This window comes from Chryseobacterium rhizosphaerae, assembly GCF_003385455.1.
In the GTDB taxonomy this organism is placed as follows: domain Bacteria; phylum Bacteroidota; class Bacteroidia; order Flavobacteriales; family Weeksellaceae; genus Chryseobacterium; species Chryseobacterium rhizosphaerae.
Window position 1 is genome coordinate 223,450 of the sequence record NZ_QNUF01000005.1, and the last position, 21,954, is coordinate 245,403.

The 21,954-nt window shown below is 36.7% G+C and carries 18 protein-coding genes; 15 read left to right on the forward strand and 3 right to left on the reverse strand.

Going from position 1 to position 21,954, the window contains the following annotated elements; all coding sequences use genetic code 11:
* Positions 1–97: 97 nt before the first annotated feature.
* Both recF and DRF57_RS06530 read right to left on the reverse strand, forming a co-directional pair.
* Positions 98–1,177, reverse strand: a complete 1,080-nt coding sequence (gene recF / locus DRF57_RS06525) for a DNA replication/repair protein RecF (RefSeq protein ID WP_115917538.1) — start codon at positions 1,175–1,177, stop codon at positions 98–100.
* 3 nt (positions 1,178–1,180) lie between these two features.
* Entirely contained in the window at positions 1,181–1,936 is a 756-nt protein-coding gene (locus DRF57_RS06530; RefSeq protein WP_047486235.1) for a UbiA prenyltransferase family protein, read from the reverse strand.
* Between the two features lie 18 nt (positions 1,937–1,954).
* Here DRF57_RS06530 and DRF57_RS06535 point away from each other — a divergent pair, with 18 nt between their 5' ends.
* Both DRF57_RS06535 and eco read left to right on the forward strand, forming a co-directional pair.
* Positions 1,955–7,867: an alpha-2-macroglobulin family protein gene (locus tag DRF57_RS06535; RefSeq protein WP_115917540.1), complete on the forward strand. Its 5,913-nt coding sequence runs from the start codon at positions 1,955–1,957 to the stop codon at positions 7,865–7,867.
* A gap of 44 nt (positions 7,868–7,911) precedes the next feature.
* On the forward strand, positions 7,912–8,400 hold the full coding sequence (gene eco, locus DRF57_RS06540; RefSeq protein ID WP_047486390.1) for a serine protease inhibitor ecotin: 489 nt from the start codon (positions 7,912–7,914) through the stop codon (positions 8,398–8,400).
* 109 nt (positions 8,401–8,509) lie between these two features.
* Here eco and DRF57_RS06545 read toward each other — a convergent pair whose 3' ends face one another.
* Positions 8,510–9,511: a helix-turn-helix domain-containing protein gene (locus DRF57_RS06545; protein ID WP_115917542.1), complete on the reverse strand. Its 1,002-nt coding sequence runs from the start codon at positions 9,509–9,511 to the stop codon at positions 8,510–8,512.
* Positions 9,512–10,221: 710 nt separating this feature from the next.
* Between DRF57_RS06545 and DRF57_RS06550 the strand changes: the two genes are divergently transcribed.
* The 13 genes from DRF57_RS06550 to DRF57_RS06610 all read left to right on the forward strand — a co-directional run bounded on the left by DRF57_RS06550 (position 10,222) and on the right by DRF57_RS06610 (position 21,921).
* Complete coding sequence (locus DRF57_RS06550) at positions 10,222–11,049, forward strand: hypothetical protein (RefSeq protein ID WP_052188529.1); 828 nt, start codon at positions 10,222–10,224, stop codon at positions 11,047–11,049.
* A gap of 325 nt (positions 11,050–11,374) precedes the next feature.
* The gene (locus tag DRF57_RS06555; RefSeq protein ID WP_115917544.1) at positions 11,375–12,793 is read left to right on the forward strand and encodes a TolC family protein; all 1,419 of its coding nucleotides are present in this window, start codon (positions 11,375–11,377) and stop codon (positions 12,791–12,793) included.
* Positions 12,794–12,804: 11 nt separating this feature from the next.
* A complete protein-coding gene (locus DRF57_RS06560) occupies positions 12,805–13,758 on the forward strand; it encodes an HlyD family secretion protein (protein WP_047486230.1) in 954 nt (317 codons plus the stop codon).
* A gap of 71 nt (positions 13,759–13,829) precedes the next feature.
* A complete protein-coding gene (locus tag DRF57_RS06565) occupies positions 13,830–15,038 on the forward strand; it encodes an ABC transporter permease (protein WP_084087474.1) in 1,209 nt (402 codons plus the stop codon).
* A 478-nt stretch (positions 15,039–15,516) separates the two neighbouring features.
* Positions 15,517–15,972: a DUF1569 domain-containing protein gene (locus DRF57_RS06570; RefSeq protein WP_047486225.1), complete on the forward strand. Its 456-nt coding sequence runs from the start codon at positions 15,517–15,519 to the stop codon at positions 15,970–15,972.
* Between the two features lie 9 nt (positions 15,973–15,981).
* Positions 15,982–16,452: a hypothetical protein gene (locus tag DRF57_RS06575; RefSeq protein ID WP_047486224.1), complete on the forward strand. Its 471-nt coding sequence runs from the start codon at positions 15,982–15,984 to the stop codon at positions 16,450–16,452.
* Positions 16,449–16,859, forward strand: coding sequence for a hypothetical protein (locus DRF57_RS06580; RefSeq protein ID WP_047486221.1), 411 nt, complete (start codon positions 16,449–16,451; stop codon positions 16,857–16,859). The genes DRF57_RS06575 and DRF57_RS06580 overlap by 4 nt, the downstream gene beginning before the upstream one ends.
* A complete protein-coding gene (locus tag DRF57_RS06585; protein ID WP_047486220.1) occupies positions 16,856–17,227 on the forward strand; it encodes a VOC family protein in 372 nt (123 codons plus the stop codon). The genes DRF57_RS06580 and DRF57_RS06585 overlap by 4 nt, the downstream gene beginning before the upstream one ends.
* A 68-nt stretch (positions 17,228–17,295) precedes the next feature.
* Positions 17,296–17,745 (forward strand): VOC family protein, encoded by a 450-nt coding sequence (locus DRF57_RS06590; protein ID WP_047486218.1) that lies wholly within the window; start codon positions 17,296–17,298, stop codon positions 17,743–17,745.
* A 139-nt stretch (positions 17,746–17,884) separates the two neighbouring features.
* Positions 17,885–18,277: a DUF1398 domain-containing protein gene (locus DRF57_RS06595; protein ID WP_047486216.1), complete on the forward strand. Its 393-nt coding sequence runs from the start codon at positions 17,885–17,887 to the stop codon at positions 18,275–18,277.
* Positions 18,278–18,404: 127 nt separating this feature from the next.
* Positions 18,405–19,082 (forward strand): DUF2490 domain-containing protein, encoded by a 678-nt coding sequence (locus DRF57_RS06600; protein WP_081988917.1) that lies wholly within the window; start codon positions 18,405–18,407, stop codon positions 19,080–19,082.
* A gap of 80 nt (positions 19,083–19,162) precedes the next feature.
* A complete protein-coding gene (locus DRF57_RS06605) occupies positions 19,163–20,167 on the forward strand; it encodes a bestrophin family protein (RefSeq protein ID WP_047486214.1) in 1,005 nt (334 codons plus the stop codon).
* 143 nt (positions 20,168–20,310) lie between these two features.
* Complete coding sequence (locus tag DRF57_RS06610; protein WP_084087484.1) at positions 20,311–21,921, forward strand: Na+/H+ antiporter; 1,611 nt, start codon at positions 20,311–20,313, stop codon at positions 21,919–21,921.
* Positions 21,922–21,954 lie beyond the last annotated feature (33 nt).

Sequence of the window (21,954 nt, forward strand, 5' to 3'; positions counted from 1 at the left end):
TAATAAGTTAAGACAAAAAAATATACCGAATACTTCATATCTCATTTTTTAACCCTGCAATTCACCCTGGCACCCATATCTCGCATCTCGTATCCCACTATATCTCAAAAATTATACTTTCCTCGTTAATTTTCTTTACTACACTTTCCGTACGTTCCCTGTGGGTGTCGGTAATAAAGATCTGTCCGAAACTTTCCTTATTAACAAGTTCAATCAATTGGGAAACCCTGGTGTCATCAAGCTTATCAAAAATATCATCCAAAAGAAGGATCGGTGTTTTATGGGTGAGCTCTTTTACCAGACTCATCTGCGCTAGTTTTAAAGAAATCAGAAAAGACTTCTGCTGACCCTGGGAACCAATTTTTTTGATTAAAACATGGTCCATTTCAAAAAGAAGATCATCTTTATGAATACCTTTTGAAGTGTAGGTAAGCATCCGGTCTCTTTCGATACTCTCTTTTAGCAGTTCTTCAAAAGACTTTTCTAATAAATGAGATTCATAGATCACCGATACGGTTTCTTTTCCTCCTGAAATAATCTGATAAAAATTCTGAACAATAGGATTCAACTGTTCTACAAACTCTTTTCTTTTCTTAAAAATCTTGGTTCCGAACTGGGTAATAGGGCCATCGTAAATTTCGAGTGAATCCTTGTCCCATACTCTGTTTTTAGCAAAATATTTTAGCAATGCATTTCTTTGCTGGATGGTTTTCTGATATTGGATCAGATCAAAAAGGTATTCAGAATCCGTTTGAGAGATCATAGAATCCAGAAACTTCCGTCTGCTTTCCCCTGAATCTGAGATAAGGTTGGAGTCATAAGGAGAGATCATTACACTCGGAAGATATCCGATATGATCGGCCATTCTGTCGTAGCTTTTATCATTTTTTTTGATCACCTTTTTAGATTCTTTAGGCTGGGTGATTCTAATGATATCTTCGCTGTCTTCATTCAGCACTTCAGCGTCAATGGTGAAAAAATCTTCTTCTCTTTTAATATTATTAAGGTCGGTGTTTCCCAAAAAACTTTTACCTACCGATAAATAGTGCAGGGCATCCAGAATATTAGTCTTTCCCGCACCGTTATTTCCAACGAAACAGTTAATCTGTGGAGAAAATTCAAACTTCTTTTCTGAATGGTTTTTGAAATTGTAAAGAGAGAGTTTCTTGATAATCATTCGTCAAAAATACTCCATTATTAGTAAAAATAAAAAAGGAAGTGCAGAGCAGGTTTCCACTCCAAATGAAAAATAAGCGTCATCTCTTTTATTATCAGCGAAATAGATGAAGATATAAGTAAAGATACCGGATAAGAAAAATGCGGCAGCGTATAGAGGCTTAAGATAAAAAACTCCAAGAAGGGTGCTGATAAATACCAGAGCGTAAGCGATATATTTTGTATTCTGGACCCCTATCAGCATTGGAAATGTTTTTACCGTGTCACTGTTCATATCCCGGATATCGAAAGGAAGAACCAATGCCGTGATAAAGAAAAAACTGATCAGGAAAATAGGAATATCAAATTCAGGAAGGGTAAGCCAGCAGTTGACCAATGCCCAGACTAATCCTACATAAAAAACTTTCAGTAACGGAATTTTCCGGATATATACATCCAGAAAAAAGCTGTTGTAGAGCAATCCAAGTACGACGATAATAAACCATTTCAGAAGTCTTACTTCATTGTGATTATGAATGATTAAAAAAGCACAGACTATCCCGGCTACAGCATTTAAAACCAGTATTTTGAGAAAATGCTTAGTATATTGATACTTAGTGTACAGATATCCACTGAAATACGTGATGAAAATTAACAGAATTGTAGGTAAACGGCATGTGCTTTGCTCTTTCACGAAAAATACTGCAAAAAGAGTTCCCATTAAAGAGACATAAATTTGACTGTCTATGAAGGTTTTTTTCAGTATTTTTAAAATGTTCATTTATCAAAATTAATATTTATGAAAAGATTTTCCAAGATATTTATGCTTTTGCTTCTAATGCTGTGCTTTTCACCGGCTTTTGCGCAAAAATATTATGATGCCCAGTGGAAAAAAATTGTTGAAAACAGCAAGAAGGGAGCTTACAAATCTAATCTTCCCATTATTTTAGACATACAAAACCAGGCAATGAAAGAAAATAATGCACTCCAGCTGATCCGTTCTTTAAAGGCGGAATTCAGTATTGTAAACCAAACGGTAGATGACGATCAGAATGATGCCGCTTCAAAATTCTTTGGAAAACTTCAGAAAACAGAGGAAAAACTGAAGGGTGAAGAGAAGTTGGTGTACAAAGTTCTGTTAAATAGTTTTTTTCTGGATTATTATAATCAAAACTCCTGGAAAATAGACGGAAGAACCAATATCAATTCCCAGGATCTTTTACAAATTGAGACCTGGAGTAAACTGGATTTTAAAAATTATTTAACCAAAGCTTATCAGGAACTCGATCAGCAGAAGGCAGAAATGAGAAAGATCTCTTTAGTAAAGTACAAAGAGGTTTTTTCAGGGGTTAAAAATATAGCTTATTTTCCTACGCTATTTGATTGGTATGCGTTGAAGAAGATCTCTTTTCTGTCTGAAAACAATATATTCACAAAGAATGAACTTGCAGAAAATCGTACATCAATCAATGCAGTCTTTGATGAACTGATTGCACAGAATGAAGGGAACTCAAAGTTATACTTTATGAAAGAAAAATTGGTTGAAAACTGTAATTTCAATCAATGCAAAGATAAACTGGAACAGCTTCAGGGACTTATGAAATCCAATGTAGAAGGAGATTATAAAGTGATTATCATGGAAGATATTATGAGTGAACTGATCGCCAAGAAAAAATCGAAAGAAGCCATAGCCGTTGCTGCACAAGCTAAAAGCGAATATCCAAAATCTCCATTTCTGGAGAATATTAAGAATAAGGAAAATCAAATTGTCAACCCATTGCTGAACATTAAATATGAGCAGCAGACCCAAAACAACCTGCCGATTCACTTTGTGGCAGAGTATAAAAATGTAGATGAGTTTTCTTTGAACATTTATGAAGTAAAAGATAACTTCACTTCACTGCTTCAGTATATTCAGAGCTCATACGGCAATGCATTTGAGAAGGTTAAAAAGAATCTGGTAAGAAAAGAAACATATCAGCTTCCGGATCCTAAAGATTATCAGCTTCACAAAACTTCACTGGAGATTAAGCCTCTTCCATCAGGGGTGTATGTCGTGGAGTATTCCGTAGCTGGAGCAGACTTAAAAAATATAGATGCTAAACAGAATCTTTACTTCCTGGTGTCCGGGAACAAAATTATCTATCAGAATAAAACAGACCGAAATCCGCTTTCCAACGAATTGAAATTGGTGAATAGTGGAAACGGACAGCCTGTTGCTAATGAAAATCTTGTGTTTTATGAATTTATAACGAATAAAACATTAAATAAAGTAGAGGGGAAAACCAATGAAAAAGGAGTCTTTAAATTTCCTTCTACTGCAAGCAATGAATATTACAGAACCTTCCTGATCCAACAGCCTAAGACTAATGATTTCCAGATCATGCAGGTATATGGAAACAGAGGAAATGTGGAAGACTATAATCCAAACAAACAATCCCGTACTACGGCGCAGATCTTTACAGACAGAGCGATATACAGACCCGGTCAGACGGTATATTTCAAAGTAGTCAATACGATGCTGGAAAAAGAAGTGGAATCTGTACTTTCAGGATTGAAACAGAAAATAACGCTGGTGGATACCAATAGCCAGGATGTTTCCTCACAAGACTTTACCACCAACGAATTTGGATCTTATCATGGAAGCTTTATTCTTCCAAAAGGTAAGCTGAACGGTACTTTTTACCTGAGAACAGACGGAGAAACCCAGGGATATAAAGATATCAGGGTTGAAGAGTATAAAAGACCTAAGTTTGAAGTTACCTTCGATCCTGTAAAAGATGAGTACAAATACGGACAGATCATAGACCTGAAAGGAAAAGCACTGATGTTTTCGGGAGTTGCTTTAAGCAATACCACGGTGCATTACGAAATCAAAAAACATAATATCAGATGGAGGTATTTCTCATGGTACCCACAGAATGATACCAATGAAAATTCTATCCTTGGAGAGGCTAAAACGAATGAAAAAGGAGAATTTGTCATTCGTTTGGATCTTAAAAAAGATGAAAAACTGAAGGGCATACAGATTGATAATTACGAGATCAATGCTTCAGTGACAGACATCAATGGGGAAACGCAGTCTGCCAATACCCAGCTGAAAGTAGCTTCAGTTTCTCATTACATTAAAGCGGATAATATTCAAAATACATTCACTGGTGAAAATGTAAGCCTGAAAGTAGAAATAAAGAATTATAACGAACAGAATCTTAAAAAATCATACCAGGTTAAGTTAGCTAAACTTAGCACACCAGACAGGATTTTCAGGGATAATTTTAAAGCTGAAATACAGAACCTTCCGAAATATTCAAAAGAAGAATTTATCAGCAAATTTCCCCATGATCTGTTTGATAAAAACGATGAAATTAAAAACTGGAAAACCGAAAAAGTACTGATTGAAAAACAACAGCCTGCATCAACTGATAATGCTCAGCTTTCAACTCAGTTAGATTTAGGAAAGCTTGAGGCAGGAGATTATCAGTTGGAACTCTTCAATATTGAAGGAAAAGACACTATAAAATCTTCTCAATATTTCAGTGTTTGGGACAAAACTTCCTTGAAGCCGGTACAAAAAACATTTCTGACCGTCATAGCTCCGAAAGATGAAGTATCAAGAGGTGAGAAAGTGAAGATATATGTATATTCTGCAGTTCCTGATGCATGGGTCAATGTCTTTGTTCAGGATGGATCAGGAAAAACAGTTTCAGAAACTCACCAGCTTAAAAAAGGAGTATTAGAGTATACTGCTGATATCCCAAAAGATAAAGGAGTTTCACAGTTGAATATCCAGTTCCAGGTGGTTGCATTCAATGATGTAAATACCCAGGCTGTAGCTTTGAAAATAAAAGATTCCGAACAGCCTTTAAAAATTGAAACTGTAACTTTCAGAGATAAGCTGGAACCTAATGCAAAAGAAAAATGGACGGTAAAAGTAACCGGAAATGATAAAGAGAAAGTAAATGCTGAGGTCTTAGCCAATATGTATGATATGTCTCTGGATCAGTTTGCGGCTAATGCTTTTAGCTGGAATAAACTGTATGTACCTTTTAGCGTTCTTACGTCTTATGATGTCAGAAACTACCTGCAACAGAAAAGTTATCAGAATAGGCTGAGATATTTCAATGGAAAATATGTGGAAGTTCCACAGTTTAATTGGTTTGATCAGGAAGCATATTATAACAGTATGGTTGAAATGGAAGCTTCAGATGCTGTGGGAGGCGCTTATTCACCGCCGCCACCACCAAGAGCTGCCGGTGCTAAAAATAGTGTCGTGATGAGAAAGGCAAGTGCGGAAGAACGATTAGAAGTTATTCAAAATGTGGTTCCGGAACCGGTAAAAGCTCCGAAAGTAGATGCTTCTCCACCCGACTTGACTAAAGAAGAAAGCTTGGATAAAGTTCCTGTTCGTCAGAACCTGAACGAAACCGCATTTTTCTATCCTGATCTTAAAACTGATGCCGAAGGAAATGTAAACTTTGAGTTTACTTCTCCGGAAGCCCTTACGAAATGGAAACTGATGTTCCTGGCACATACCAAAGATGCCAGAACTGCTACCCTGGAAAAAGAAGTAGTCACACAGAAAGAATTTTCTGTTACTCCAAATTATCCTAGATTTTTAAGAGAAGGGGATGAGTTGAATTTACAGTCAAAATTATCTAACCTAACGGATAAAAAACTGAATGGTTCCGCGGAGCTGCAGATTTTAGATGCGTTTACCAATGAAAATATCTCTTCAAAATTTGGAGTGGTATCAGGAACACAGAATTTTGATCTGGCTGAAAACGGAAATGGGGCATTGACATGGAAATTAAAAGTTCCGGATAATGTATCTTCTGTTATTTTGAAGGTCGTGGCAAAAGCAGGAGCGTATTCTGACGGAGAACAGCAGGCTATAGCAATATTGCCAAACAGAATGCTGGTGACAGATGCTGTTCCGGTTTTTGTAAAAGAAGGCGAAACAAAAACATTTGTACTGGATAACCTTAAAAATAATACGTCCGCAACGGCGTCTAATGTTTCCAATACACTGGAACTGACTACCAATCCGATCTGGGAAATTATGTTTGCTCTTCCAAGCCTGAAAAATGACTCAAACAGCTCTGCAGATGTAATCTTCAATAAGTGGTTTGCAGATGTAGTGGCTTCTGAAATCTTCAAGGCCAATCCGAAAATGAAAACTATTTTTGAAGAATATCAGAACAAAGGATTATTAAACTCCAATCTTGAAAAAAATCAGGAGCTGAAACAATTGTTATTGGAAGAAACGCCTTGGGTATTGGAAAGTAAAAATGAAGGGGAGCAAATGCAGAAGCTGGCATTATTGTTTGATGCCAATACCATGAAAAACTCTATTAACCAGGACTGGGATGACTTCAAAAAGCTACAGAATCCTGATGGTGGATTCTCATGGTACGCAGGATATCCAAGTTCGTACGGAACTTCATTATATATTCTTAAAAACTTAGGAAAAATCAATGCATGGGTAAAAGATAATGTGAAAGATTATCAAACTTCAGAACAGAAGGATCTGGTGGGCAACCTGATTCAGTATGTTGATAATGAGATCAGCAAGTATTATGATCTGAAGAACGGAGATATCTGGAATAACTGGGCTCTGGATTATCTTGATACCCGAAACTACTGGGAAAAACAATATCCTTTGAAAGGTAAAGGAGCTGCATTGAAATCACTGGTAAAACAGAAAGCAAAAACAGCAAAAATTACAGACTTTACATTCTTCGGACTTCACCGTGCAGCATTATTGATGAACGATTACGGTTTGAAAGATGTATCGGATAAATTAATGACTTACCTTAAAGAAACCTCTACAGATACAAAAACACAAGGGGTATACTGGAAACAAAACCTAAACGACTGGGGCTGGTTCAGTTCAAAAGTAGTGAACCATGCAGGAGCATTGGAGGCTTTTAATAAGCTAAAACCTAATGACCAGAAATTGATTGAAGAAATGAAGATCTGGCTGGTGACTCAAAAAGAAGTGAATTCATGGGGAAGTTCAAGAGGAACTTCAGAAGTGATCTTTACCCTGTTAAATTCAGGAAAATCATGGACCGGTGCAGAAAGCGATAAAGCAACCATTGTTTGGGGTGGAAAAGAACTGATTCCGCAAACTCAGGCAACAGGCTACGTGAAATCAACGGTAAAAACAGATGCAATAGATAAAAACCTGGCTAGTGTGACGGTTACCAAACCTGGTCCTGGAATTGTTCAGGGAGGGTTATTCTGGCAATATTATGAAGATCTTGATAAAATTAAATCTTCAGAAAACTATATTTCCGTAACCAAAGAGCTGTATAAAAAAGTAAAGACAGTAAACGGAGAAGAGCTTCAGAAAATCTCACCTGAAACTCCTTTAAAGGTAGGAGATAAAGTGACGGTAAGAATGATTCTGAATACGGACAGAGCTATGGAATTTATTCATATTAAAGATATGCGTGCTGCAGGCTTTGAGCCTATCGATGCGCTGTCAGGGTATCAGTGGAAAAATAATCTGGGCTATTACCAGTCAGCAAAAGATGCCTCTACCAATTTTTATATCCAGTACATGCCGAAAGGGAAGTATGTTTTTGAATATGACGTAGTGGCTAATGCATCCGGAAAATTCTCTAACGGGATTACTACCATGCAGAATTACTATGCTCCACAGATGAATGCCCATACAAAAGGAACGGCTGTTCAGATTTTGGAATGATTTTTGGCTATAGGGAAGTAATTAGAATTTTAAAACCAAATAAAATGAAATTTTCAAAAACTTTAATTACAGGATTGATATTGATGGCTGGGGTAAATGCTTTCGCACAAAAGAAAGCTGAAAAGTTTGAAAAACTACAGATTGAAATGTTCCCAAAAGCTAAAGAAGGATATAAACAAGTATATATTCAGTTGCCGGTAGCAAAAAATGAAAGCGACTTAAAAGTTGAGGTTTTTGTGGGGGCTGAAAAAATGTTGGACTGTAATAAGTACTTCATGATGGGAGAAATGAAAGACCAGGATCTTCAGGGATGGGGATACAACTATTATGAAGTAGAATCCAAAGGAGAGACCGGAGGGACATTAATGGCTTGTCCGGGGCAGAAGCTTACCAAGAAGTTTGTAACGCTTAAGCCGGAAACAATGAGATACAACAGTAAATTACCAATTGTATTCTATGTTCCTAAAGATTTTGAAGTGCGTTACCGAGTTTTACGTCCGGATGCTGCGATGAAAAAAGCAGTTCAGAACTAAATCAGCTAGCTTATTATAAATAAAAACTCCTCACAGTAATGTGGGGAGTTTTTTTGTTGTAAGATGTCTGGAATGCTGCCAATTTTATAAAGGTAATAACCTCATACAATTAGTTGGATTGACTGCTGAGGTACTCTTGAGGGGTCATTTGAAATTTAGACTTAAAAACCCTGTTAAAAGTTGATCTGTTGTAGAAACCAATAGTCAGGTATGCATCTTCTAATGAAAATTCTTCATTTTTATTATTAATAAGGGTGATAAAGGCATTCAGTCTGAAGTCATTCAAATAAGATTTGAAGTTATTTCTGGAGCAGCTGTTGATTGCTGAAGAAACATATTGGGTATTGGAATTTACATCTTTAGCGAGTTGTTTCAGGTTATACTCAGGGTTTCTCCAGGGTTTTTGAGATTTCATATAGTCTTCAATTCTTGAAAATAAATCTTCATAAAACGGAATAGGAAAATCGATGTCTTCCAAAAAACTTTCCTGAACAAACCTGATTTTTTCGTTCCTTTCCAGCCCGGGGAACGGATCGATCGTGACAGAATTTTCTTCCAAAAAAACTAAAACGGCTTTTAATTTCTGTACCTGCATAAGATAATAGAAGCAAACAACGAAGAAGATAAATGCACAGACGACTGTGTACGTATTTGAGAAGGTATAGTACAAAGAATCACTTTTGTCCACGTTATCAACAAAATAATAGTTGTATAACAGGCTGAAAGGGATGGTTAGAAAGAAAAGTGTTGAGATGTAAATAGACTTCCGGATGCTATAATAAAATGTCAGGGCTATAGGGAACATAAAAATATACGAAATGACACTTGGAAAGTCTTTGTAGTATAATATACTGAAAATGATATTTAAAAGCATTAAATAGCCCACTGCGAACTTACCCACTTTTTGAAAATTATAATTTTCCGAAACCAATGTGAATACATAGCAAGGAGTAACGGTTAATATTAAAACCACATCATAAAATAAGTAGCGGGTACCCACAAAATAAAGATCAGAAAATACAATGATAATCTGTTTCAGTAAGAGTAAAAATATGAGCTTTTTGGCAAATGAATATTCTAACCCCTGTAATTTCTCTTTAATGTTTTCCATAATACAATATCATTATAGTTAGAAGTTGTTTTTTATAAACTCATATGCGATTATGGAGATTATTTTCATGTATGAAAATATAAAATTTAAATTTAATTCATTCATTTTCAGTGTTTTGTTATTTTTTTTGTTATGTGTTCATCTTTTTTTGTTTTGCTTATCATTTTGCTTGCTGTACCGTTAAGTTTGCAATGTAAAATTATAAAAAAACACGATAGTTGAATGACTTATTGGTATGAAAAATGAATTTTTTACATGATTTCATATGTTTTTTTTCAACAGAGCTTATCTAACAAATAAATTACACATAAAGTGATTTTTTGATGTAAATGATTTCTTTTTTATAGAATGAAATATTCTTAAAACTAAAGATCAGAGAGCCGAAAAAGAGGTTGCAACTATTATTTGGATCATAGAGTTATATATGAAACATTATTTTTTTTATTTGATTTGATGCTTGTAGGGTGAGTAATTATTCAAAATTATTTTGTAACAATTTTCTCACTCTTTTTAAACCTCAACCTTTAAAAAAGATATATCAATAAAATGAACACAAATTAAAAAAGTGTACCCTATATACAGAAAAGAGGGGTGATAAAAAAATGAAAAAAAACAATTCTAAAAACACAACGATGAGCCCCTCTTATTTTTATTAAAATTATTAAACAAACACATAACGGAAAAAAGAATTTTTAAAACACAATTATCAAATGAAAGGGAAAGAAATACTAGCAATGATTGGAATCTGCGGCTTAAGCCTTATGAATGCACAAGTGGGAATAAATACCAGTACACCGGATCCTTCTGCCATATTGCACCTGGAGTCACCTAATAAAGGATTTTTACCTACCAGGCTTACACTTACATCGGCTACAGATGGAGTAACCATTCCTAATCCTGCAACCGGATTAGTAGTCTATCATAAAGGAAGTGCATCTATGGGGGCTGGAATTTATGTAAATATAGGAACTCCTTCAGCCCCTCAGTGGACAAAATCAGCTGGAGGACAAGATAATAATGAGACTAATGGAAGTAATGTCTATAAATCTAAATATCGTGGCAGGAATGCCGCCAATTCAGCAGGGGTTTATTCGAAACCGAATCTTCTTGTTCCTGAGTTGAACCTGATGATTCGATTTGCAGTGGTGGATAACATGGCTACAGATCCGGATATTGGAACCAATGCCAGAAAGGGGAATAACCGACTTCAGGTGAGACTGATTAATAAACCGGATAATAATGTGACTATAACAAGTTATTCGCATTGGCATGGTCCGGTTACTCACAGTAGTGCGGGGGTAAATCTATCATTTACTCCAGCTAGTTTTGATCAGTGGCAGAATACAGATGCTGCAGCCTGGAATAATCAATGGGGGTACTATTACCTGCTTTATTCAAGTGAAATAAGAGCAGATAAAAGCCCTAAAAACTTTGCAATGAACTTATATGGGATCTGCGGATACGGAAACTCTATTGCAGCCGGTCCTCTAAAGGACGGAAGTGATGAAATGTATTCATTAGCCGCTGAGGTATTCTAGTATCAAACAGAAAATGGGGTAGTAGACTAATTTTGTTTACTTTTTTTTATAATCAAGGAAGGAAGTGCTTCGATATTGCATCGGAGCATTTCCATTATAGAAGGAGCTATGTTTTTTACCAGTCTGTTATTTTAATAATAATTAAATTATAATTTTTTAAAATAAAACATAATTCAAATTCAAATTAAACGATTTTTACAGATCTTTGATAAATAAATGATTGAGGTTAAACTTATTTTAAACTGAGTTTAAATTTGTTATTTTCTTTAACTTATTTGTGATACTCTTAACATTTTTTGCATTATATTTGTTATAAACATAAACCATGAAAAACAATTTATTGATTTTTACGTTTGGTTTTTTTGCTTTTCCTGCTTTTGGCTGGGCACAGTCTGCGCCGGATTTTAAAGAACTTTTAGACAGCGCAATGGTTCGGGACTCGAACCTGAAAATGCAGATTACCCAAAATAAACTTACCGATCTTGACGAGCATAAGCTGAAAGATATCTTTCTTCCTACTTTGGAACTAAGCGGAAAGGTGGGCTATCTGAATGGAACAGCAAGACTGACGTCCCCTGAGATTAATTTGGCCCCCTTTATCAGTATTCCTGAGGGAAGCTTCAACAATAATTTTAATGTATCCGGATTTTCGGGAGTAGCTAAAGCGGAAGCTAAAATGCTATTGTATTCCGGAGGGAAAGTGAAGTACCTGAAGAAAGCGGTAGAAGAAAAGAAAAAGTCTGAAGATATTCTCCTGGAGAAAACAAAAGATGAAGTGGCAGCCAGTATTTCGAGAGCCTATGACCAGCTGGCATTGATCCATCAGTCTAAAAAAGTACTGGATGAAAGCAAAAAAAGGCTTGATATCAATAAAAAAACAGCAGATAAAGCGTTAGGATACGGACTGATCACTCCTTATGATCATAAGAAAATAGAACTTGCCCAGGCCACTCTGAATGCAAAAATGGTAGAGTATGAAGGAAAAAAGGAATTACTTCTTACTCAGCTTTATATTTTCACAGGAATCAATAGAGAAAGACTAAGAATGATTGAACCCGTCCTGACTCCCGTAGATTTGCTTTCTCCGGAAAAGGGGATAGACCAAAGAGCGGAAATTCGTGCTTTGGAACATGGAATTACGGCGGCAGACTATAAGATAAAATCTGAAAGAACCTGGATGATTCCTAAAGTACAGCTAATGGCTTCTGCTTATTATATCGGACTGTATGGAAACCGGATTAAATCTTCTGAAAATGTAGTGCCTGCTGTCCCATTATTAGGATATGAAGGACGAAAACTGGACTGGAGCCCGAATAATATCAATGTATTTCCTTTAATTACGGCTGGAGTAGGCTTTAAATGGGAAATTTTTGATGGGAAAGAAGGAAAGCATGCTGAAGAAACAGCTAAAGTGGGAAAAGAAGTACTGCAGAATCAAAAAGAAGATGCACTGAAAAAATTAACGCTCAACCTTGCCAATAACCAAACCAACTATGATATTGCTACCGCACAGATTACTTTGAAGGCGAAAGAAAAAGAGTTGGCAAAAAATGCTTTGGTACAGGCTGAAAAAGAATTCCGCTATGGGATGAGTAAATCTTCACAACTTATTGAAGCTGAAAATGATCTGGAATCTGTGGAACTTGAATATCAGAATGCAATTTTCAACCAGAGAAGAGCGGGGATAGAACTGATGAGGTCTACCCAGGAGCTGGATATCACCAAATTTTATTTAATCCCGTAAAAATTAAAATGATGCATAAAAATATAGCTGTACTCTTTGCTGCCCTGTTTCTGTTAGGAAGCTGCGGTAAAAAAAATGAAATAAAAGACCCGGAAGGGAAAACTAAAAAGGACGTCATCTCTTTTGCTCCGAAAGTGACCGGAAGAATTGTAAAAATATATGTTTCCGAAGGACAGACTGTGAAAAAGGGAGATACCCTTGCGCAGCTTGATGTTCCGGAAGTTTCCGCAAAAATAGCCCAAGCTCAGGGAGCGGTAAGTGCTGCAACAGCCCAGGAACAAATGGCCAAAAATGGAGCTACAGCAGACCAGCTGAGACAGCTTCAGGCAAAATACAAAGGTCTCAAAGAGCAGTATGATTTTGCACAAAAGTCTTACCGCAGAGCCAATAATATGTTCCGTGACAGTCTGATGTCTCCACAGGCTCATGATGAAGTATATGCAAAACTTCAGGGAGCAAAAGCCCAGTATGATGCCGTGGTAGCGGAACTGGACGATGTGACAAGAGGAACCCGTTTTGAAAAAGTAGAAATGGCCGCAGGGCAGGCTTCCCAGGCTAAAGGAGCATTACAGGAAGCTAATGTAGCCTATTCGGAAAGATATATCATCGCTACCAATAATATGGAGATTGAAACCATAAGCCTGAATACAGGAGAATTGGCGACAGCCGGTTTTGCACTATTCAACGGATATATTCCGGAAAGTACTTTTTTCAGGTTTACGATTCCGGAAAGTGCCATTTCAAAATATAAAAAAGGACAGGATGTCAATATGCAGGTGGTTTATAACAAAGAAAACCTGCAGGGAAGTATCGTATACATCAAACAGCTGACAAAATATGCAGATATCACCACTGCTTATCCTGACTATCAGCTGCAGGACGCCATTTATGAGATCAAAGTAAAACCTAAAGATATGAATAAGGCTAAAAGTATCTTGGTCAATGCAAATGTTATCCTGAAATAAATAATATGAAACGGAGCATGATGGATAAATCTCCTGGAGCATTACCATCTGGTCATTTAAAATATAAATAGATGAAAGAATTTTTCCGTCTTTTAAAACGTGAGTTCAAGCTTTTTATCGGCAATTCTACCTTAAGGACAGTGTTCTTTTTGGCACCTGTCTTTTATGCAACCTTGCTGGGGTTTGTTTACAAAAGCGGAAAAGTTGAAAATACTCCCGTCCTGGTGGTGGATAGGGATAATACTCCTTTATCTAACCAATTGACGGAAATGCTGGATGATAATAAGAGCATTAAAATTATCAAATACCTTCAGGAACCGCTGAGTATTAAAGATGAGGTAATCAGACATGAAGCAGCAGCGGTAGTCATTATTCCGTCAAGATTTGAAGGCGATATGCTTCAGAAAAAATACCCGGAACTGAATGTTTATATCAATACGGGAAACGTGCTTACCGCTAATTTTGCCTCCAAGGCTCTTCAGCTTACTATAGGAACTTTCTCTGCGGGAGCATCCATCAAGGCATTACAGAAAGCGGGAATGCCGGCGGCAAAGGCCGCTACGCAATATGAGCCTTTCAAAGCAAATTATATTACACTCTTCAATACTACCGGGAACTATCTTATCTTCATGTGGCCGGCTATGCTGGCGGTGGTACTGCAACAGGTCATACTGCTGGCAATGGCGGTAAGTTTTGCTGCAGAATTTGAAAGAGGCTCTTTTGTAAAAGAATATCTCAGAATGAAAAAATGGGCATTCCCAACAATGCTTATCAAAGTGATTCCAATATGGGTGTCATCCATTCTTATTGTGGGAATCTATTACTTTATGCATATGATTTTTAGAGTTCCTATGCCGGAGGGAATACTCAATTTTATCCTCCTTACTGCGGTATTTGTGGGGTCTGCATCATTTTTGGGCGTATTTATAAGTATATTGATTCCTAATGCTTTAAAAGCGACACAGATTCTGATGGTCATTGCTTCACCTGCCTTTATCATTAGTGGATTTACATGGCCTTTAAGTGCAATGCCTGCCTTTGTACAGATGATTGCTAATATCATTCCGCTAACCCCCTTCTTACAGGCATTTAAAATCTTATTGATTCAAAAAGGATCAGTAGAACTTACTTTCCCCTATCTGGAACATTTGAGCATTCTTGTAGTGGTATATGCGGTTATAGGATGGATTGCTTTAAAGATTAAACTTTGGTTTATTTTTAAAAAAGCAGCACCTCAGGAAATAGCAGGAGAAAGTATTGCTGAGGAAGAAAATGAATAATAGGGGCAAAAAGTAAAAGCGATCTGTGAGGGAAAGGGTGATGTACAATGTATAATGTATAATGTATAATGTATAATGTATAATGTATAATGTATAATGTATAATGTATAATGTATTAATGTATAATGTATTAATGATAATCAACCTGCTGTCGTTGGTACAACGGATATAAAAATTCAATAGTAACGGGCTTTAGCCCGTTTTGGTTTATATAAAAAATTCCATTGGCTTTAGCCAAAACTTCATCAATAGAGGAGATGTACAGAGTATAATGAAATTAGAGATAAGGCTTAGCCTGTATCCACATATATATCGTAAAATTTCCCGACCCTCCAATTTTCATACTCATCAACACGCACGTTGTATCCACTCCTCGCAACTTGAAACCTGTACTCTGTATCTCACAACAAAAAAATCTCCCATCATAAAAATCAAACAAAAAAACTGATATATTTGTCTTTAGTTAATTAGAGAAAATATGGAAAACGTGTTTGACGCAAAAGATGCTCAGAACTATATTGATAGAATTCATAAGCTTGTTGAAGATACCCACGGATTATGGGGGAAAATGACAGTTGACCAGATGCTGGCTCACTGTAGCGTAACTTATGAGATGGTGTATGAGCCCGAAAAACATAAAAAACCGGGCGCTATTGCAAAATTTATTCTGAAAACTTTTTTAAAACCTAAGATTGTTGGAGAGAAAGCTTATCCAAGAGACTCCCCAACCGCTCCTCAATTTTTGATTACAGGAAGAAAAAACTTCGAAGAGGAAAAAACCAGATTAATCGGTTTTATTCAAAAAACACAACAGTTGGGAGCAGCTGCTTTTGACGGTAAAGAATCTTTTTCTTTTGGAAAACTCAATGCGCAGGAGTGGAATAATATGTTTGCAAAACATTTGAATCACCACCTAGCACAGTTTGGTGTTTAAAAATACGCTATGAAAAAACTTTTATTAATCTTCATTCTCGCTGCCAATTTTGTGTTGGGGCAGATGCCTGATATTTCGAATGTCTGGTTAAACAACAGTAAACCTTACATTGGAGTTATAGGAAGTAAAGCAAAAGAGCTGAAACTGAAAATTAATATTTCTGAACAGAATAAAAAAAATGATCAGGAATATTTTGTATCCGGGTATTCTCTTGTAGATACCAGCTATGCGAAATTTGAAGGGAAAATTACCATAACAAAATACAAAGATGCCAAGAGAAAAGGAACGGTATTCGGGGAATATGAATGGGTAGAAGAAAATAAAGGAAAACATTCGGGGCTGTTTAAAGGTAAATTTATTTATACTTTCAAATGGAATAAAAAAACAGAAAAGGTAGAAGGGCAGTATATTGAATTTGTGGGGGATTGGAAAAGCTATGACGGTAGTCTTGATTTTAAAACCAATCTGAAAAATCAATGAGTATCCTGAGACAAATACTGGCTGTTGTCGTAGGACTTATCGTGGGCTCTATCGGCATTGCCATTGTTGAGAATATAGGACATCAGCTATATCCACCTCCTGTAGGTACAGATCCCAATGATATGGAAGCTTTAAAGGAATATGTAGGGGAAGCACCCTTCATGGCTCTGTTCTTTATTATTATGGCATATGCTTTAGCTGCCTTTGTTTCAGGATTTACAGCCACAAAAATTTCTAACAACGGAAAACATACTGCAGCAATAATCTGCGGGATTATTTTTTTACTGATCACCCTTTATATGATGGCATCTTTACCTACTCCAATCTGGTTCTGGGTTTTAGGAATACTTGTCTGGATACTGGTAATGGCAGGGAGTCAATTAGCTTTAAAAACAAAAAAAATATGAAATTAGGAGCGTTCTCAATCAGCTTAAGTGTAAAAGACCTTCAAAAGTCTAAAGATTTTTATGAAAAACTGGGTTTTACAACAATGGCGGGAGGTACAGAACAGAATTACCTGATTCTGAAAAACGGATCTACACTGATAGGTCTTTTTCAGGCTATGTTTGACGGTAATATGCTTACCTTTAATCCGGGATGGGACCAAAATGCTCAAAATCTCGATTCTTTTGATGATGTACGAACCATACAGAAACATTTAAAAGAAAACGGAATAGAGATTGAAAGACCAGCGGATGAAACCACTTCAGGTCCGGAACATATCTACCTTAAAGATCCCGATGGAAATATGATCCTGATAGATCAGCACAGGTAATTTTTGTGACTGAAAATGTGAAAGCCTGAATCAAAAACTCATTAAAACTTAACTTATAAAAAACAATCATGGCAACAGTAAACGTTTATTTAACATTCAATGGGAACTGCAGAGAAGCATTTGATTTCTATAAATCAGTTTTCGGAGGGGAATATCCTTATATCGGAACTTTTGGAGAAATGCCTCCGATGGAGGGAAAAGAAACCTCTGAGGAAGATAAAGATAAAATCATGCATGTGGCACTTCCTATTTCTAAAGAAACTGTATTGATGGGAAGTGATACCGGTGGAGACTGGGCGTCGAACTTTAAGGCAGGAAACAATTTTTCCATTTCTATCAATGCTGAATCTAAAGAAGAAGCTGATAAGCTATTCGCCGGTCTTTCTACAGGCGGGCAGGTAACAATGGCAATGGCTGATACTTTCTGGGGCGCTTATTTTGGAATGTTTAGTGATCAGTTCGGGATCAACTGGATGGTCAACTATGACGATCCTGCTAAAATGCAGCAGCATCCATAAACATGATATTCTGTATTTGAATACAACAATATACCGGCAGTCACACTGCCGGTTTTTTATGGGATAATAATTGGCATTCCAAAAATTTTTAAATTTGAGCAGACAGAGACTTACGATCTGTTCGTTAAAAATTAAATAGATGAAATTCAGACTTGAAGACATTAAAACAGAGCATCAAAAGGTAAAGAGCGGTGCCGATTTCCCTCCCTATATCCAGACCATCAAAAGGTTAGGTATTTCCCACTATATCACTTACGTATCCGATGGGAATACCGAATATTTCGATACAGACCACCAGTCGATACAAACCGGAAGCCAATATCAGAACATCACCGTTTCAGAAAATATAAACCTTGAAAATTTTAAAAGGAGATTACAACTTCATCAGCAGGGAGGAACTGATTATATGACGTTTTGTAATGATTGTGCAGAGTATGGAGTGAAAGGCTGGAAAATGGACCTGAACGCCATGACCTGTACTTATTTCAGTGAAAATAATGATGAAGTCCTGGTAGAACGTATCCCGGACTAAACTTACCGCTTATTTGAAAGTGTCAGATTTAAAGGGGTTTAATATAAATCGGATGTAAATATTGTTTGTTATTATTGATTTAAATTATTAATTTTGTTAAAACGATAGATAATAGTAATTAATAAATATGAGAAAGGTTTTTACGAAGTTGGCATTCACTATATTAGGATTAGGATCGGTATTTACATTTGCACAGAAAAGTGACCTTGGAGCCTGGTATATGTATTTCGGAAATAATAAGATCAGCAAAAAACTGAACTTCCATAATGAGATCCAATACAGAAACTTTGATGGAATAGGAGATCTGGAGCAGCTTTTAATCCGTACGGGAATTGGATATGACCTTACTGAGAATAACAATAATGTTTTATTGGGATATGGTTTTATCCTAAGCCAGCCTTACGTAAACGGAGAGAAAAAAGAAAATATAGAACACAGGATTTTTCAGCAGTTCATTACGAAACAGAAGTTTGGACGTTTTAATCTTCAGCACCGTTACCGTTTGGAAGAACGTTTTCTGGAAGAAGATTTTAGAATGAGATTTCGTTATATGCTGGGAGTAACAATACCGATTACTCAAAAAGAAATGCTGCCGAAAACCCTTTATGCCTCTGTATATAATGAAATATTCCTCCACTTCAACAGTCCTGTCTTCGATAGAAACAGAGTCTACGGAGCCTTAGGATATGTCATCAATAAGAATATGAGGATAGAAGCAGGGTATATGAACCAGCTTCAGGAAAACAGAAACCGTGGACAGATTCAGATCGGTTTTTATAATAATATCCCGTTTACGAAAAATTAGCAATGACCCGATGATGCTGAATGCCCGATGAAAAAAAGTCATTATTGTAAGTAGATTAATTAACACAAAAAAAAACATATATGCATTCAGGAAAAAGATTTGGAACACTTGAGTTCATTATTTGGACAAGGCGCAGTATTTACGTTTTAACCCTATTATCAGCCATTCCCACCTTATTGTATTTTTTGGGATGGAAATTTCTGTATGTTCCGTGGCAACCTATTGCCATCATGGGAACGGCAGTTGCTTTTATTGTAGGATTCAAAAATAATGCAAGTTATAGCAGGCTTTGGGAAGCCAGACAGATTTATGGAGCTATCATTAATGACAGCCGCAGTTTTGGATATATTCTAAGAGATGCACTCTCTTCAAAAAATCCTCATAAAGTAAAAGAGATGTTTCTTCGCCATTATGCCTGGCTTACCGCTTTAAGGTTTCAGCTTCGTGAACCGAGAGCCTGGGAAAATATGAATACCGTACAGTTTGATGAATATTCAAGGAAATATGATGTCCCTGAAAAACTTTCCAAACTGGAGGATGAACTGAAAAACTATCTTTCGGAAACGGAACTTCAATACATTCTAAGCAAAAAGAATAGGGCAACACAATTGATGGCCAGCCAAAGCAGAGAACTTTCTGAAGCTTATGAAAAAGGAGAACTCAATGACTTTCAATGGACGCAGATCAACCAACAGCTGGTGAAGTTTACAGATAGCCAGGGAAAAGCAGAAAGAATTAAAAACTTTCCTTATCCACGGAATTTTTCATCCATTACCACCTATCTTTTGCTGTTGTTCATTGTTTTTGTTCCTTTCGGATTGCTGAAAGAGTTTGATAAATTGGGAGAAGGAACAACACTGGAAGGATGGACAGTCTGGTTTAATATTCCATTTTCATTATTGGTGACTTGGTGTTTCCATACTTTGGACAGTGTAGGGGAAGCCTCTGTAAACCCTTTTGAAGGAAGTCCGAATGATGTACCCATTACTCAGATCAGCCGTACCATTGAAATTGATATGAGAGATATGCTGGATGAATCTGACCTTCCACCCGCAATTCTTCCGAAGAATAATATTGTACTCTAGCGAATCTCCGGATTAAATATGTCCCGGTAGATGTTTAAAAGAGTAAAAGGTTTTTCCACTTTTTATGGAGTAAAGAACTCCGAGAGATGGGTAGAAAACTTTCCACTGAATAAAAAAATAACACTTAAAAAAACTAAATCAAAATGATTCACAGTTATGTTATTATATCTATTGCAGTACTGTTATCTGTAATGATATTAGTAATGATTGGGCAAAAGCTGAAAGTGGCTTATCCAATTTTTCTTGTGATTGCAGGGCTTCTAATAAGCCTTGTCCCAGGAATGCCGCGTATCGAAATAGAGCCCGATCTTGTTTTTCTTATATTTCTGCCTCCTATTTTATTTGAAGCTGCATGGTTTACCTCATGGCAGGATTTTCATAAATGGAGGAAACAGATCTTTTCTATGGCTTTCGGGCTTGTATTTTTAACATCCATAGTGGTTGCTTATCTTTCATCCTCTATTATCCCGGGGCTTACAGTCGCTATGGGATTCCTGTTGGGAGGAGTAAATTCACCACCTGATGCAGTGGCGGCTACTTCCGTATTGAAGCACATGAAAATCCCCAAAAAGATAACCAGTATCCTGGAAGGAGAGAGTCTTATCAATGATGCCTCCAGTTTAATTGTATTTAAATTTGCCTTAGCAGCAGTTATTTCAGGGCAGTTTATCTGGAGAGATGCCGTGCAGGATTTCTTTACCATGGCCATCGGCGGGATTGCTATGGGAGTTGCTATAGGTTTTCTGTTTGGAGCTTTACTGAGGATCATACCTACCAATTCTAATATAGACACCGTTATTACTCTGATTGTTCCTTACATTATGTATGTAGGAGCGGAGCATTTCCATTTTTCAGGAGTCCTTTCGGTGGTTGCCGGAGGTCTGTTAATGTCCTATAATTCGCATTGCTACCTGAGCCATACCTCCCGAATCCAGTCCGGAAATGTCTGGAGTGTCCTGATATTTTTAATGAATACGATCATCTTCATCCTGATTGGCCTTGAGCTGCCGATTGTTGTAGAAGGGTTGACAGATTATACTTTTTCAGAAGGAATTTTCTATAGCGTTGTCATTGGTGGAGCAATTATCGGAACAAGAATACTTTACAGCTATGCCCTGATGTATTTCCCAAGGCTTTGTTCAAAAGAATTGAGATTAAAAGCTCCTAAGCCGGACTGGCGGGAACCTTTTATCATCAGTTTTGCCGCCATGAGAGGGGTGGTTTCATTGGCTGCAGCACTTTCTATTCCGGCCTTTCTTCCCAATGGAGAGGCATTCCCACACCGGAATATTATTTTATTCGTAACTTTCGTTATTATATTAATTACGTTGGTGGGACAGGGATTATTATTATCGCCTATTCTGAAACTGCTGAATATAAAAGATGCAGGAAGTGAACTGCCTGAAGAAAAGCAGGAAGTGATTTTAATGCGAAAACTGAAGGAAACCGCGCTGCATACCCTGGATAATGATTTTTCTGATCTTGCGGAGAGAAACAGTTTGGTAAGACACCAAAAACATAAGCTTGAAAATGAAATGATGCTGATGGCTGATAAAGCTCAGTGCATGGCTTCTACAGGTGATTATGTGACGGCAATCAACGAAAATAAAGATGTATTGCGCCAGGTGATCCAGGCGCAGAGAAATGAACTTCACAGGATGAAGAAGGAAAAAATATTTGATGACCATGTGATGAGAGCTATTGAAATGCAGCTGGATTTTGATGAAGCAAAGATTACCGGATTTTCACACTAATCATTGTATAACCTTTGAAGCTGACATAAATCT